This is a genomic window from Escherichia sp. E14V7 (assembly GCF_004212225.1).
Classification (GTDB): Bacteria; Pseudomonadota; Gammaproteobacteria; order Enterobacterales; family Enterobacteriaceae; genus Escherichia.
The window spans coordinates 153,345-166,902 of record NZ_RHJJ01000010.1 but is presented as its reverse complement, the minus strand read 5'-3'; the positions used below and the strand labels follow the sequence as shown (position 1 = coordinate 166,902).

Sequence of the window (13,558 nt, the reverse complement as noted above, 5' to 3'; positions counted from 1 at the left end):
ATGTTTCCGTTTTTCATATCCGACATGACTGCCTGATGCGACGCGTCGTATCAGGCCTAAGTTCGTTGTACGCCAGTCATCCCTTCAGACGCGGATCCAGCCATACCAACACGACGGTAGAAAGCGAACACATCAACAAAATGCCGACGAACCACAATAGATACCACATTGTTCATGCTCCTTAGTACAGCTCATGATCGTGACGGCGCAGAGTTTCAGTCGTCATACGACCCCACATTTTGTAGTAGCTCCATAGAGTGTAGAGCAACACTATTGGCAAAAATATCAGTACAATTACTAACATAATGCTAAGTGTCAGTTGGCTGGAGGTACTGTCCCACACGGTCAGGCTGGATATCGGACTGATACTCGAAGGCATAACAAAGGGAAATAACGTAACGCCAGCGGTGAAAATCACACCAAATTGCATCAATGACGCCATCAGAAATCCCCAACCGGGGCGACCACGGTAAATTGCCATCGCCGTCAGTAACGGGCAGAAGAAACCGAGCAGTGGGAAGATCCACAAGACGGGCGATTCGACGAAGTTATTCATCCAGGCGCCTGGCAGTACCGTCACCATTTTCATCAGTGGATTGGACGGACCGTTGACATCCTGAGCGAGTAACACAAAGCCATCAATACCGACCCACAGCCAGTAACCCGCCAGCAGGAAGCAGAGCATCACCAGCAGCGCGGCGCGTTTGGTCGCCAGTTGTGAACGCAGATGAATAGCGCCAACGGTTTTCAGCTGCAACCAGACGCCCCCTTGCAAAATCACCATACCCAGACTGAGCAAGCCGCACAGCAAAGGGAATGGCGTCAGCAACTGCCAGAAGCTACCGAGATACTCCACGCGTAATTGTGGTGTGAAGCTAAACGGCACGCCAAGTAACAAGTTACCAAACGCAATACCAAAGACCACTGGCGGGACCAGACTACCAATGACCAGACCGGCATCCCACATTTTGCGCCAGCGGGCATCCGCTATTTTGCTGCGATAATCAAAAGCTAACGGGCGGAAGAACAGCGAGCACAGCACCAGGATCATCGCCACATAAAAGCCAGAAAACGCCGCTGCATAGACTCTGGGCCAGGCGGCAAATAATGCCCCACCTGCGAGGATCAGCCAGACCTGGTTACCCTCCCAGTGAGCGCCAACGCTGTTGATCACTATCCGGCGTTCATCATCGTCACGCGCCACCAGTGGCAGCAGACAACCGATCCCCATGTCAAATCCGTCGGTGACCATAAAGACCACCAGAATGACGCCCATCAGCAGCCACCAGATGAACCGTAATGTTTCATAATCAAACATGACTCTCTCCTTTACCCCTGTTGCTGCGCTGGTTGTTCACTCTGCATCGCACTCGGCCCCAGGCGGGCATATTTCTGCATCAGGTAGACTTCGGCGATTAAGAACAGGGTGTAAAGCCCTACGATCATGATCAGAGAGAAGGCCAGTTGGCCCGTGGTTAATGCAGAGTGCGCGGAGTATGTCGGTAAGATGTCCTGAATCGCCCACGGCTGACGACCAAACTCGGTCATAAACCACCCGGCTTCAATGGCAATCCACGGCAGTGGCAAACTCCAGAGCGCCATTTTCAGCACCCAGCGATGTTGATCGATTTTGCCGCGCAGCGTCTGGACGAGCGCAATCAGCATCACCAGTAACAGCAGCGAACCGCAGCCAACCATGATGCGGAAACTCCAGAATACCGGCGCCACTTGCGGGATTGCGCCACGCATCGCCGCCTGGTACTGCGCAGCAGTGACATGATTCATATCCGGTGCATAGCGGGAGAGCAGCATGCCGTAACCGAGATCGCCTTCTAACTCGCGAAACGCCTGTAATACATGCGGCTCGCGGTTGCCCTGCGATATCTCCTGCATTAACAGCCAGGCTATGCGCCCGCGTTGCAGCCGTGGGTAGGTTTCGGCCATCAAATTTTTCAGCCCGGGAACAGGTTTATCCAATGAATGAGTCGCGAGGATCCCTAACAGGGCCGGGATTTTAATGGCAAAAGCGTTGCGTTCTTGATCTTGTTCCGGCCAGGCAACGAGATGGAACGGCGCGGGTGCCGGTTCGGTTTGCCACTCCCCTTCCATCGCCGCCAGTTTTACCGGCTGTACTCGTGCGACTTCATATGCAGAGCTGTCTCCGAGTTGCAGCGCGCCGATTATCGCCAGGGTCCCGAAGACAGAACCGATGGCAAACGAGCGGAGTGCAACGTCGCGCTCCCGCCCACGCAGCAAATACCACGCGCTGATCGCCATAATGAACATCGCCCCGGTCACATAACCTGCCATCACCGTGTGCACAAATTTCACCTGGCTGACAGGGTTAAAGACCAGATCGCTGAAGCTGGTCATCTCCATACGCAGGGTATCGATATCGAAATGCGCCCCGGTCGGGAACTGCATCCAGCCATTGGCATTCAAGATCCACAATGCGGAGATATTTGAACCGAATGCCACCAGCCAGGTGATCAACAGGTGTTGATATTTGTTCAGGCGTTGCCAGCCGAAGAAGAACAGACCAACAAAAGTGGATTCGAGGAAGAAGGCCATTAATGCTTCCATCGCCAGCGGTGCGCCGAAAATGTCGCCTACATAGTTGGAATAGAATGACCAGTTAGTACCAAACTGAAACTCCATCGTCAGGCCAGTGGCCACGCCGAGAGCAAAGTTGATACCGAAGAGCTTACCCCAGAAACGCGTCATATCGCGGTAGATTGTTTTGCCGGTAACCACGTAAATAGTTTCCATGATGGCCAGCAAAAAAATCAGCCCCAGGGTAAGGGGCACAAATAAAAAGTGATACAGCGCGGTCAGCGCAAACTGCCAGCGCGATAAGTCAATAACATCCCACATGCTAACTCCTGTAGGCGAAGAGAGGGTAATAACCCTTTAATAGTAGATCCCTCTTTTTATCCTTACAGTTTGTAGGTAGTTGTATTCGCTAATTGCGATATTCACAGGACCGAAAGCGATATTTGCCACCGTTTTTACTGTTGTGCGCTTTCCGCCAGCCACTGACAAACCTCGCCGAGACGCTGCGCAGAGTCCGCCAGATCTTCCGGCGCAGCCAGCACAACTTCGGGTATCGGGCAGATTTCATAACTCTCAAGCAGCGGGCCTTTTAAGGTGTCCATACAGCGTAAATGCCAGACATGGCGTAATCCCGTAGCGTTGATATAGCTCTCGCCGTAGCCAATGGTCCGAATCTGAATATTGCCCGGTCCGCAAAGACGCGACATAAAAAGCCGGTCAGCTTCGCTGATGGGTAACTGCGTCAGGTTAATACTGTGCGGCTGCGCGTCGGGGTTTCGTACATGCGCCAGCAACTCATGGGCCAGCGGTAAGCCATTCATCAGGCCATCAATGGGCGGCGGTAACAGCGAATCTGTCGGCAAGACGTTTTGCGTTGCCGCCTGCCACAACGCCAGCGGCGCGCAACCAGCCTCCAGTTTGTCCTCCAGCAACTGTTCGCCGCGACGTCTGCGTACACGCCATAATCCACAGAAGATCGCCTCCTGAATTTCACTTTCACTGCCGTCAGCGTGCTGGATGCGCACTGACACTTCCCCTTCTCCAAGCAGCGTATTGATGAAATGACGATCGTCGGCGTTGAGATTTAACAGATCGACTGCCAGCACCTCACCCAGCGGCGGCTGGCGTTCGCTTAGTTGATGTTGTAACTCGTTTAACAGCGCAATCACCTGCGGGCTATGCACACATTGCTCCAGTGCCGCCATACTTGGTTCATCATTCACCTGACAGGTAATCGGCAGTGGATTCATACTGAAACTGTCGTCGCCAGGTTGTGTTCCCGGTCCCAGCAGATGGAAGAAAGTGTCGCTCATGAGGCTCGCTCCTGTTGCGGTTCGACAAGCCCACGCATCAGGTTTATCAGCTCCGCCCACGGGTGGATGCCGTTCAACACGCCGCGATAGCGACCGCCGGTAAACACCAGGGTGGCGGGAAAGCGAAAAACACCAAAGCGATCGCCAATGGCTTCGCTTTGCTCAAGATCGGCAATCGCCACCTTCCACACATAGTCTGGAAACTCGCGCAGTAGCTCGCCGATCATTACCGGATTGTCGCTGACTTCAGGCGTCCGTTTTGGGTCACTGCTTAACAACACCACGCCGTCTGGCGTTTTCGTAAGCCAGTCATCAAGATGGGATTCACTGACCGGCGTCCAGCCACGCGCCAGCATTCGTTGCCACAACGCATCAAATGGTGTGTCGTTGCTCATCCCTGCTCCTCCAGCGTCATCCGGTACTGGCGCAAACGAACGCCTTCGTAATTTTCCATCGACAGGCAGTCATAATTGAGACAACGAGACTCCTCAGTCGGTTGCGGCACAACTCCCCACTCAGCCAGCTGGACCAGCGCCGCCTGTTCCGCAGCGGGCAGTTGCTCTCGCGCCAGTTCGCTCAGGCTGCCGCCGTAGTCGTCGAGCATCGCCGGTTGCAGGCCGACGAGGGCAATATGTGCTGGCAGATGTCCGCGGATATCTGCCAGCGCCAGCACTTCGGAGAAACTGTTCTGGTGCAGGCTCATTTTCTTCGCGCTGAGATAGGCCGGAATACGTTCTCCGGCATAGGTTCGTAGCGTTCCTGGCTCCAGCCCATAATCAATGGCATCGAGAATCAACAAGTGGCTGGCGCTTTCGACATAGCCCAGCAAGTTCAGCCCCTGAGTGCCGCCATCAACAATCTCCACTTCCTCGGGCCAGTGATAATGGGCATACAGCCGTTCTGCCACCCGCACGCCGAAGCCTTCATCGGCCCACAGCAGATTTCCCAGCCCCATCACCACCACGCGTTGCTCACTCATGAACGCTCCTTGTTGCTTTTGACTTTAAAAAATTTGTGGCTGCGGTAGCCGTTCACCATGGTGGAGATCACCGTGTCGTCAGACATAATGTCTTCACGCAACGCCATGTACACATGACCGATCACAAACGCGCCAATCAGCCACATCCCCAGCCGATGCCAGCTGTGAATGTCCATTGAGTTGCCGCCCGTCCAGTAGAAAAATTCCACCACGTAACGGAACGGTGTGAAGATGGCGTACTGACTGTGTTCGCTGAACAGCGCAAAACCGGTGACGATCATAAAAACGGACATCAGGAAATAGCCGAACATCGCGGCCTGGGCGATGGGATTATGACCAATATCAGCACTCGGGCGTTTTGCCAGAAACAGATACCAGCGGATTTCATACCACACGCCCAACCACCAGCGTTTACGCCACACCGGCACGATGAACAGCTCGCGTGAGTAGCGATTACCGAAAAATGCCCAGTAGATCCGCATCAGTAATACCACGGTAAAAATCATCCCGGCGCTGAAGTGAATTAACCGGATGTACCCCATGTAGAACAGATACGTCGCCTCGCCGCTGACCGAAGGCAGCGGTTTGCCGATAAAGTAGCCAGTAACCATCAACACTGCCATGCACAGCACCGTCAGCCAGTGCCAGATCCGCACGGGCGCTTCAAAGACATAGTGGCTGACAACGTTGTCGCTTTTCTGTTGCATGATGATTCTCCTTCGCTGTTAACGCACCTGCACGGAGATAAGCTCGCTACCGTCGTCGCCCAGCACATGAGTTGAACAGGCGAGGCACGGGTCGAAGCTGTGCAAAGTACGCAGGATTTCCAGCGGCTGTTCAGGAATAGCCATTTTGGTGTTCATCAGCGCCGCTTCATACGCACCTATTTGCCCTTTGGGATCGCGCGGGCTGGCGTTCCAGGTGGTCGGCACCACGCACTGATAGAGATCAATCTTGCCATCGCGAATGGCGGCCCAGTGACCTAACGCCCCGCGCGGCGCTTCAGTAAAGCCAACGCCACGGCACTCTTTCGGCCAGGTAGTAGGCTCCCATTTGTCAGTGGAGGCGGTGGCGAGATTGCCGTTTTTCAGGTTGGTCATCAGCTTGTCAAAGAAGTATTGCAACTTACCTGCGGCCCACTGCGCTTCGTGCGCGCGGCACAAAATGCGGCCCAACGTTGACTGGATGCCATAAAGCGGCAGGTTCAACGCCGACATCATACGATCGACAGACTCAACGGTTGCCGCATCGCCTTTGTGGTAAGCGATTAATGTGCGCGCCAGTGGCCCCACTTCCATCGCATGACCGCGCCAGCGTGGCGCTTTGATCCACGAGTAGCGTTCCTGTTCATTCAGCTGCTGAATGTTGGTGTCACTGCCTTTGACATCGCCGGGGTTGTACCACGGATCGGTAATACCATCGAAGGGATGACGTCCAACCCGATCGTCGGGATAACGATACCAGGCGTGATCGACAAACTCCTGCACCTGCTGCGGATCCACTAAATCTACTGGCAACACGTTTTTGAAGTCGCCGTTAATTACTGCGCCGCCAGGCATCAGCAGACTTTTTTCGCCAAAGTCGTTGGCGATATCGGGGAACGCACCGTAGCTGAGGACGCATTGATCCGAAAGGCCCGTGCCGATCTCGCTCCACGGTTTGTTGAACTGGCCGATGGCTAAAGCGTCGGGAATCATCACGTTATTAATGAAGTCCGCCGTACGGGTAATGATCGACTGCACCAGGTTCAGACGTTCCATATTGACCGCCCCGACCGCGCCGCTTTCGTCAATGTTAATGGCGCAAGGCATCCCGCCGACAATCCAGTTTGGATGTGGGTTTTTACCGCCAAAGACCGCGTGGATTTTGACAATTTCACGCTGGAAATCGAGAGCTTCGAGATAGTGGGCAAAGCCCATCAGATTGGCTTCTGGCGGCAGTTTATATTGCGGATGGCCCCAGTAGCCGTTGCGGAAGATCCCCAACTGCCCGCCTTCAACAAATTTCTTCAGTCGGTTTTGCACATCGAAGAAATAGCCAGGGGACGATTTCGGCCACGAAGAGAGGCTTTGCGCCAGTTCGGAGGTTTTCCGCGGATCAGCTTTCAGCGCATCTAACACATCGATCCAGTCCATCCCGGCGAGCTGATAGAAATGCACCAGATGATCGTGGCACCAGAGCGTTGCCAGCATAATATTGCGGATGATATTGGCGTTGTCCGGCACTTTAATACCGATGGCATCTTCGATGGCGTAAACCGAAGCCAGGGCGTGTACGCCGGTGCAAACGCCGCAAATACGTTCAACGAACGCCCACGCATCGCGCGGATCGCGCCCTTGCAGGATGATCTCCAGTCCGCGAAACATAGTGCCGCAGGAGACGGCATTGGTTATCACATTCTGATCGTTGATGTTTACTTCGCAGCGCATATGGCCTTCGATGCGCGTGATCGGGTCGACCACCAGGCGGCGCCCGGCATTGTTGATGGTGTATCCCTGAGTTTCGTACTGAGTGCTCATGCCTGTTTATCCTCGTTGCCCGGCTGTTGTTCTGCTTCTGCAAGTTGCTGGTTATGACGTCTGCGCTGGTCAACGGCGCTGGCGACTGCATGTACGCCAACCGCCGCAGCCACCACGCCAAGCGCGGTTAAGCCGACGGTATCGGCGGTGGAGTGAGTACCCATTTGCGGAATGTCGACCACGCGGCTGTAAAACGAGCCGCGATCCCAGAAGCCATTTTCAGAACAGCCAAGACAACCGTGACCAGACTGGATCGGGAAGGAAACGCCATCGTTCCAGCGGGTAGAGGAACAGGCGTTATACGTAGTTGGCCCTTTGCAGCCCATTTTGTACAGGCAGTAACCTTTACGCGCCGCGTCATCATCCCAACTCTGGACGAACTCTCCGGCGTCGAAGTGGGCGCGGCGATAGCATTTATCGTGGATTCGCTGGCCATAGAACATCAGCGGACGCCCCATTCTGTCGACATCCGGCAGGCGATCGAACGTCACCATGTAAGTAATGATGGCGCTCATCACATCCGGGATCGGCGGGCAGCCAGGCACTTTGATAATGGGTTTGTCGGTGATGACTTTGTCGATAGGCGTTGCCTGCGTCGGATTAGGTCGCGCGGCCTGCACGCAGCCCCAGGACGCGCAGGTTCCCCAGGCGATAATCGCACTGGCTCCGGCAGCGGCACGTTTGAGTTTCTCAATAAACGGTCGACCGCTGCTGATACAGAACATCCCCTGCTCGCCCAGCGGCGGATTGCCCTCTACCGCAAGGATATATTTGCCATTGTATTGCGTGATGATGTCTTCAAAGACTTCTTCCGCCTGAGTTCCGGCGGCAGCCATCAGAGTATCGTCGTAGTCGAGAGAAATAAGGGAAAGAATGACATCCTTCGCCAGTGGGTGAGCGGAGCGGATAAAAGATTCGGTACAGCAGGTGCATTCCAGACCGTGGATCCACACCACCGGAATGCGCGGTTTATTTTCCAGCGCCCAGGCAATCTTTGGTGCCATTCCCGCGCCTAATCCCAGCGAGGTTGCAGCCAGACTGCAATATTTGAGAAAGCTGCGCCGGGTGACCCCCTGACGCCGCATGGCCTGGTAAAATGTCTCCTCGTTATTCATATCGCACGTCTCTTCTCCTTGCGACACCAGCAGGACGCCGGGCGCTTATGGGTCGGCAAGCGACGTCCCTGTAGCAAGGCAAACCATCGTTTTACGTGAGATGCTGAAAACGAAAGCTCATCCTTCTGCACTGGCGCACGTCGCCAGAAAGTATTGTTAATAAATCGTAGTGAAACTTTTGCACAAAACAATACAAACTGTGTGGATTTGTCTTTTAGCGATAAAAATGGACCTTATTTTCCTTAAGGTTTGGCGCAGAAGAATTACGAGCCCATTTTTATGGCGACAGAATGTCCAAATTGCTGTTATTTCAAGCTATCGACACGCATTTGTCTGTTTTTCAAGCAAACAAACAAATTGGGGGTTTACACGACGCATCGGGATGTTTATAGTTCGCGTCATTCCGGAAGTGTGGCCGAGCGGTTGAAGGCACCGGTCTTGAAAACCGGCGACCCGAAAGGGTTCCAGAGTTCGAATCTCTGCGCTTCCGCCAAATAAGATAAGGGGTTAGCTAAATGCTAACCCCTTTTTCTTTTACCTGTCAAAATGCTATACCACACTCAGTGGCTTAACCATCCTCTGCTAAACCTGTTCCAGATCAAATGCGTAAAGATGGGTAAAACCTCTGGGTAGCTTTCGGCATTATCATTATGCTGCTTCATTAATTACATCTGTCATAGAGAGTGACTCAATGGATCGTATTGTTAGTTCTTCACATGACCGTACATCGCTGCTTAGCACCCATAAGGTGCTGCGTAATACCTATTTTCTCCTGAGCCTGACACTGGCCTTTTCGGCGATTACCGCGACGGCCAGTACGGTTCTGATGCTGCCATCTCCGGGGCTGATTCTGACGCTGGTGGGTATGTATGGTTTGATGTTCCTGACCTATAAAACGGCGAATAAGCCAACCGGGATTATCTCCGCATTCGCGTTTACCGGTTTTCTGGGTTATATCCTCGGGCCAATTCTGAACACCTATCTGTCAGCCGGAATGGGTGACGTAATTGCCATGGCGTTGGGCGGTACGGCATTAGTGTTCTTCTGCTGCTCTGCGTATGTGCTGACCACTCGCAAAGATATGTCGTTCCTCGGCGGTATGCTGATGGCGGGTATTGTTGTTGTCCTGATCGGGATGGTGGCGAATATCTTCCTGCAACTGCCTGCTCTGCATCTGGCGATCAGCGCAGTGTTCATTCTGATCTCCTCTGGCGCAATTCTGTTTGAAACCAGCAACATCATCCACGGCGGTGAAACGAACTACATTCGTGCCACTGTAAGCCTGTATGTGTCGCTGTATAACATCTTCGTTAGCCTGTTGAGCATTCTGGGCTTCGCCAGCCGCGATTAATCTCGCCCGCTATCTCTTTCTGAGCCTCGCTTTATGCGGGGCTTTGTTTTTTGTTACACTGCCGCCAGTCTGACTAAGGTAGTAAATAATTATGCTGATCTTCGAAGGTAAAGAGATAGAAACCGATACCGAAGGCTATCTCAAAGAGAGTAGCCAGTGGAGCGAACCACTGGCGGTGGTCATTGCAGAGAACGAAGGTATTACACTGTCGCCAGAACACTGGGAGGTGGTGCGTTTTGTGCGTGACTTCTACCTGGAATTTAATACCTCTCCGGCAATTCGTATGCTGGTTAAAGCGATGGCGAATAAATTTGGTGAAGAGAAAGGCAATAGCCGCTATCTGTACCGACTGTTCCCGAAAGGCCCGGCAAAGCAAGCCACCAAAATTGCTGGCCTGCCTAAACCGGTGAAATGCATTTAACGAATACGAAAATCCGTTAACTCCCCGGAGGGATGATGCGGCTCGCTAAGCACCCGTTCCACACGCGCTGAACGCGGGCCGCCGCTTTTTAACCACTGCATTAATTTTTCCACCTGCCCTTCTTCACCGCAGGCAACGACTTCCACGCTGCCATCGTCAAGATTTTTGGCGTAACCAGTTAATCCCAGCCTTTTCGCTTCGTACTGGGTGGTATAGCGAAACCCTACGCCCTGAACCCGGCCGTATACCCAGGCAATTATGCAGACTTTCGACATGACTGCTCTCCTTATCCTTAATGGACGCGTTGCAAATCCATGGAAAACTCCGGACAATGGCGCCCATTTCTTTGCATCGACAGAATAGTTAATTATGAGTGTACGTTTAGTGTTAGCCAAAGGGCGCGAAAAATCATTACTTCGTCGCCATCCGTGGGTCTTTTCCGGCGCCGTTGCCCGAATGGAAGGTAAAGCCAGCCTCGGAGAAACCATCGATATTGTTGATCATCAGGGAAAATGGTTAGCACGCGGCGCTTATTCGCCAGCATCGCAAATCCGTGCGCGCGTCTGGACGTTTGACCCGTCAGAATCCATCGACATTGCCTTTTTTACTCGCCGTTTACAACAGGCGCAAAAGTGGCGCGACTGGCTGGCGAAAAAAGATGGCCTCGACAGCTATCGTTTAATCGCTGGCGAATCTGATGGCCTGCCTGGCATTACTATCGACCGCTTCGGCAATTTTCTGGTGCTGCAACTGCTGAGTGCTGGCGCAGAGTATCAGCGCGCGGCATTAATTAGCGCCCTGCAAACGCTCTATCCGGAGTGCGCAATTTACGACCGCAGCGACGTCGCTGTACGTAAAAAAGAAGGTATGGAGCTGACCCAGGGTCCCGTTACCGGCGAGCTGCCGCCTGCCCTGCTGCCGATTGAAGAACACGGTATGAAGTTGCTGGTGGACATTCAACACGGTCACAAAACGGGCTACTACCTTGACCAGCGTGACAGCCGCCTGGCTACCCGCCGCTACGTTGAAAATAAACGCGTACTCAACTGTTTCTCCTATACCGGTGGTTTCGCCGTCTCGGCATTAATGGGTGGATGCAGCCAGGTAGTCAGTGTCGATACTTCGCAGGAAGCCCTGGATATCGCGCGGCAGAACGTTGAGCTGAACAAGCTGGATCTGAGCAAGGCTGAGTTTGTCCGTGATGACGTTTTTAAATTGCTGCGTACCTATCGCGATCGCGGTGAAAAATTTGACGTTATCGTGATGGACCCGCCGAAGTTTGTTGAGAATAAAAGCCAGTTGATGGGCGCATGCCGTGGCTATAAAGACATCAACATGCTGGCCATTCAGCTGCTGAATGAAGGCGGAGTTCTCCTGACTTTCTCATGTTCTGGCCTGATGACCAGCGATTTATTTCAGAAAATCATCGCTGACGCCGCAATTGATGCTGGTCGTGATGTACAATTTATAGAGCAGTTCCGTCAGGCCGCCGATCACCCGGTGATCGCTACCTACCCGGAAGGGCTATATCTGAAAGGGTTTGCCTGTCGCGTCATGTAACTTGAAAAGTGAAATTTTGCCCATATATCAAAGGTAAAGATTTCCCGGGAGGTGACTATGATTGCCAGCAAATTCGGTATCGGCCAGCAGGTCCGCCATTCCCTGTTAGGTTATCTCGGAGTGGTCGTGGATATCGACCCGGTTTACTCGCTCTCTGAACCGTCGCCTGATGAGCTGGCGGTGAATGACGAGCTTCGCGCCGCTCCGTGGTATCACGTGGTGATGGAGGATGACAACGGCCTACCGGTTCATACCTACCTGGCTGAAGCCCAGCTAAGTAGCGAATTGCAGGATGAACATCCAGAGCAACCGTCAATGGATGAGCTAGCGCAGACTATCCGCAAACAACTCCAGGCGCCGCGTCTACGTAACTAATCCTCATAAACATGCCCGGAAGGTTTTCGCCTTCCGGGTATTTTTTTATTTCGCCAGGCCCAAACGAGGGATCTCAATCGCCGGGCAGCGATCCATCACCACGTTTAGCCCTGCATCACGCGCCAGCACTGCCGCCTGTTCATTTATAACACCCAGCTGCATCCATAAGGTTTTCGCCCCAATAGCGATCGCCTCCTGCGCCACGCCCCATGCTGCTTCTGAATTACGGAAAACATCGACCATATCCACTTTTTCCGGAACCTCCGCCAGTGTGCCGTAACCTTGCTGGCCTAACAGCGTTTTACCAGCAACCTTTGGCGAGACGGGAATAACGTGATAGCCCTGATCGAGCAGATACTTCATTACGCGATAACTTGGACGATCGGGTTTGTCACTTGCTCCCACCAGCGCAATGGTGCGAGTGGACGTTAAAATGCCTGCAATATCGGTTTCTTTCATCATTTCCTCCAGACTATTTACCAAAGTGTACGACAATCCCGACATGCCAACCATGTAGCTACTACGAATGTATGAGAGCAAAAGCAGAAAACATGTCTATATGTTAGTAAGTATGATTAAAGAAAAATTTTGATACATTATTAGTCGGGCGGTCTTTGGACAGGAGCTACCTATGAAAACCGGCATTATGACCACCTTGATTGCACTGTGTTTGCCGGTATCCGTTTTTGCCACCACACTGCGGCTATCCAGCGATGTTGATCTCCTGATACTCGACGGTAAAAAGGTTTCCAGTTCTCTGCTTCGCGGTGCTGATAGCATCGAACTGGATAATGGACCACATCAGTTAGTGTTTCGCGTTGAAAAGACAATCCATCTTTCCAGTAACGAAGAGCGACTTTATATCTCCCCGCCGCTGGTCGTTAGCTTTAATACCCAGCTCATTAGTCAGGTGAATTTTCGTCTCCCTCGCCTGGAGAATGAACGAGAAGCGAACCATTTTGACGCAGCGCCGAACCTTGAATTGTTAGATGGCGATGCGACGCCGATTCCGGTGAAGCTGGATATTCTCGCCATTACCTCTGCCGGGAAAACAATCGATTATGAGCTGGAAGTCGAACGCTATAACAAATCCGCAAAACGCGCTTCGCTACCGCAATTTGCCACTATGATGGCGGACGACAGTACACTGCTCTCCGGCGTTTCGGAACTGGATGCAATTCCTCCGCAGTCACAGGTGCTCACTGAACAACGGCTGAAGTATTGGTTTAAACTGGCTGACCCACAAACGCGTAATAACTTTCTGCAATGGGCGGAAAAACAACCTTCTTCCTGAGATTTTTGTGCCTGTGCGCAGGCTTTTTCAGTCTTTATCTTGCAGCGATAAGTGCTTACAGTAGTCTGTAGGAAAGTT

Annotated in this window: 16 protein-coding genes and 1 tRNA gene; 6 read left to right on the top strand and 11 right to left on the bottom strand. The window is 52.9% G+C overall.

Annotated elements, in window-relative coordinates:
• Window positions 1–76: 76 nt before the first annotated feature.
• The 9 genes from cbdX to hyaA form a co-directional block, all read right to left on the bottom strand.
• Entirely contained in the window at window positions 77–169 is a 93-nt protein-coding gene (cbdX, locus tag D9741_RS11925) for a cytochrome bd-II oxidase subunit CbdX (RefSeq protein ID WP_032161491.1), read from the bottom strand.
• A gap of 12 nt (window positions 170–181) precedes the next feature.
• The gene (gene appB, locus D9741_RS11920; protein ID WP_130215809.1) at window positions 182–1,318 is read right to left on the bottom strand and encodes a cytochrome d ubiquinol oxidase subunit II; all 1,137 of its coding nucleotides are present in this window, start codon (window positions 1,316–1,318) and stop codon (window positions 182–184) included.
• A gap of 11 nt (window positions 1,319–1,329) precedes the next feature.
• Window positions 1,330–2,874 carry a cytochrome bd-II oxidase subunit 1 gene (gene appC, locus D9741_RS11915; RefSeq protein ID WP_130215807.1) on the bottom strand — a complete coding sequence of 515 codons (1,545 nt, stop codon included), beginning with the start codon at window positions 2,872–2,874 and terminating at the stop codon, window positions 1,330–1,332.
• Between the two features lie 134 nt (window positions 2,875–3,008).
• Window positions 3,009–3,866 carry a hydrogenase expression/formation protein gene (locus D9741_RS11910; protein WP_130215805.1) on the bottom strand — a complete coding sequence of 286 codons (858 nt, stop codon included), beginning with the start codon at window positions 3,864–3,866 and terminating at the stop codon, window positions 3,009–3,011.
• Entirely contained in the window at window positions 3,863–4,261 is a 399-nt protein-coding gene (hyaE, locus tag D9741_RS11905; protein ID WP_130215803.1) for a hydrogenase-1 operon protein HyaE, read from the bottom strand. Before hyaE ends, D9741_RS11910 begins: the two co-directional genes overlap by 4 nt.
• Complete coding sequence (hyaD, locus tag D9741_RS11900; protein WP_130215801.1) at window positions 4,258–4,845, bottom strand: hydrogenase 1 maturation protease; 588 nt, start codon at window positions 4,843–4,845, stop codon at window positions 4,258–4,260. Before hyaD ends, hyaE begins: the two co-directional genes overlap by 4 nt.
• The gene (hyaC, locus tag D9741_RS11895) at window positions 4,842–5,552 is read right to left on the bottom strand and encodes a Ni/Fe-hydrogenase b-type cytochrome subunit (protein ID WP_130215799.1); all 711 of its coding nucleotides are present in this window, start codon (window positions 5,550–5,552) and stop codon (window positions 4,842–4,844) included. The genes hyaD and hyaC overlap by 4 nt, the downstream gene beginning before the upstream one ends.
• Window positions 5,553–5,570: 18 nt before the next feature.
• Window positions 5,571–7,364: a Ni/Fe-hydrogenase large subunit gene (hyaB, locus tag D9741_RS11890; RefSeq protein WP_130215797.1), complete on the bottom strand. Its 1,794-nt coding sequence runs from the start codon at window positions 7,362–7,364 to the stop codon at window positions 5,571–5,573.
• Window positions 7,361–8,479 carry a hydrogenase 1 small subunit gene (gene hyaA, locus D9741_RS11885; RefSeq protein WP_010344442.1) on the bottom strand — a complete coding sequence of 373 codons (1,119 nt, stop codon included), beginning with the start codon at window positions 8,477–8,479 and terminating at the stop codon, window positions 7,361–7,363. The genes hyaB and hyaA overlap by 4 nt, the downstream gene beginning before the upstream one ends.
• A 405-nt stretch (window positions 8,480–8,884) precedes the next feature.
• Here hyaA and D9741_RS11875 point away from each other — a divergent pair.
• From D9741_RS11875 to tusE, 3 genes are all read left to right on the top strand, one after another.
• Window positions 8,885–8,972: transfer RNA gene (locus D9741_RS11875), tRNA-Ser, on the top strand.
• A gap of 198 nt (window positions 8,973–9,170) precedes the next feature.
• Window positions 9,171–9,830 (top strand): FtsH protease modulator YccA, encoded by a 660-nt coding sequence (gene yccA, locus D9741_RS11870; RefSeq protein ID WP_000375136.1) that lies wholly within the window; start codon window positions 9,171–9,173, stop codon window positions 9,828–9,830.
• Between the two features lie 91 nt (window positions 9,831–9,921).
• Window positions 9,922–10,251, top strand: coding sequence for a sulfurtransferase TusE (tusE, locus tag D9741_RS11865; protein ID WP_000904443.1), 330 nt, complete (start codon window positions 9,922–9,924; stop codon window positions 10,249–10,251).
• Here tusE and yccX read toward each other — a convergent pair.
• On the bottom strand, window positions 10,248–10,526 hold the full coding sequence (gene yccX / locus D9741_RS11860) for an acylphosphatase (RefSeq protein ID WP_000048252.1): 279 nt from the start codon (window positions 10,524–10,526) through the stop codon (window positions 10,248–10,250). The genes tusE and yccX overlap by 4 nt on opposite strands.
• Before the next feature lie 94 nt (window positions 10,527–10,620).
• Here yccX and rlmI point away from each other — a divergent pair, with 94 nt between their 5' ends.
• Window positions 10,621–11,811 carry a 23S rRNA (cytosine(1962)-C(5))-methyltransferase RlmI gene (rlmI, locus tag D9741_RS11855; RefSeq protein ID WP_064528417.1) on the top strand — a complete coding sequence of 397 codons (1,191 nt, stop codon included), beginning with the start codon at window positions 10,621–10,623 and terminating at the stop codon, window positions 11,809–11,811.
• 57 nt (window positions 11,812–11,868) lie between these two features.
• Window positions 11,869–12,186 (top strand): heat shock protein HspQ, encoded by a 318-nt coding sequence (hspQ, locus tag D9741_RS11850; RefSeq protein ID WP_001295356.1) that lies wholly within the window; start codon window positions 11,869–11,871, stop codon window positions 12,184–12,186.
• Window positions 12,187–12,231: 45 nt separating this feature from the next.
• On the opposite strand, the gene D9741_RS11845 is transcribed toward hspQ, so the two are convergent.
• Window positions 12,232–12,645 carry a CoA-binding protein gene (locus D9741_RS11845; RefSeq protein WP_064528416.1) on the bottom strand — a complete coding sequence of 138 codons (414 nt, stop codon included), beginning with the start codon at window positions 12,643–12,645 and terminating at the stop codon, window positions 12,232–12,234.
• Between the two features lie 172 nt (window positions 12,646–12,817).
• Here D9741_RS11845 and D9741_RS11840 point away from each other — a divergent pair, with 172 nt between their 5' ends.
• Window positions 12,818–13,480, top strand: coding sequence for a DUF2057 family protein (locus D9741_RS11840; RefSeq protein ID WP_130205387.1), 663 nt, complete (start codon window positions 12,818–12,820; stop codon window positions 13,478–13,480).
• Window positions 13,481–13,558 lie beyond the last annotated feature (78 nt).

What these genes read in the sequence shown, in the direction of transcription:
- tusE (WP_000904443.1), top strand. Translation starts at nt 9,922, where the DNA reads ATGCTGATCTTCGAAGGTAAAGAGATAGAAACCGATACCGAAGGCTAT.
- yccA (WP_000375136.1), top strand. Translation starts at nt 9,171, where the DNA reads ATGGATCGTATTGTTAGTTCTTCACATGACCGTACATCGCTGCTTAGC.
- appB (WP_130215809.1), bottom strand. Translation starts at nt 1,318, where the DNA reads ATGTTTGATTATGAAACATTACGGTTCATCTGGTGGCTGCTGATGGGC.
- hyaB (WP_130215797.1), bottom strand. Translation starts at nt 7,364, where the DNA reads ATGAGCACTCAGTACGAAACTCAGGGATACACCATCAACAATGCCGGG.
- hyaD (WP_130215801.1), bottom strand. Translation starts at nt 4,845, where the DNA reads ATGAGTGAGCAACGCGTGGTGGTGATGGGGCTGGGAAATCTGCTGTGG.
- appC (WP_130215807.1), bottom strand. Translation starts at nt 2,874, where the DNA reads ATGTGGGATGTTATTGACTTATCGCGCTGGCAGTTTGCGCTGACCGCG.
- cbdX (WP_032161491.1), bottom strand. Translation starts at nt 169, where the DNA reads ATGTGGTATCTATTGTGGTTCGTCGGCATTTTGTTGATGTGTTCGCTT.
- hspQ (WP_001295356.1), top strand. Translation starts at nt 11,869, where the DNA reads ATGATTGCCAGCAAATTCGGTATCGGCCAGCAGGTCCGCCATTCCCTG.
- rlmI (WP_064528417.1), top strand. Translation starts at nt 10,621, where the DNA reads ATGAGTGTACGTTTAGTGTTAGCCAAAGGGCGCGAAAAATCATTACTT.
- yccX (WP_000048252.1), bottom strand. Translation starts at nt 10,526, where the DNA reads ATGTCGAAAGTCTGCATAATTGCCTGGGTATACGGCCGGGTTCAGGGC.
- hyaA (WP_010344442.1), bottom strand. Translation starts at nt 8,479, where the DNA reads ATGAATAACGAGGAGACATTTTACCAGGCCATGCGGCGTCAGGGGGTC.
- hyaE (WP_130215803.1), bottom strand. Translation starts at nt 4,261, where the DNA reads ATGAGCAACGACACACCATTTGATGCGTTGTGGCAACGAATGCTGGCG.
- D9741_RS11845 (WP_064528416.1), bottom strand. Translation starts at nt 12,645, where the DNA reads ATGAAAGAAACCGATATTGCAGGCATTTTAACGTCCACTCGCACCATT.
- D9741_RS11840 (WP_130205387.1), top strand. Translation starts at nt 12,818, where the DNA reads ATGAAAACCGGCATTATGACCACCTTGATTGCACTGTGTTTGCCGGTA.
- hyaC (WP_130215799.1), bottom strand. Translation starts at nt 5,552, where the DNA reads ATGCAACAGAAAAGCGACAACGTTGTCAGCCACTATGTCTTTGAAGCG.
- D9741_RS11910 (WP_130215805.1), bottom strand. Translation starts at nt 3,866, where the DNA reads ATGAGCGACACTTTCTTCCATCTGCTGGGACCGGGAACACAACCTGGC.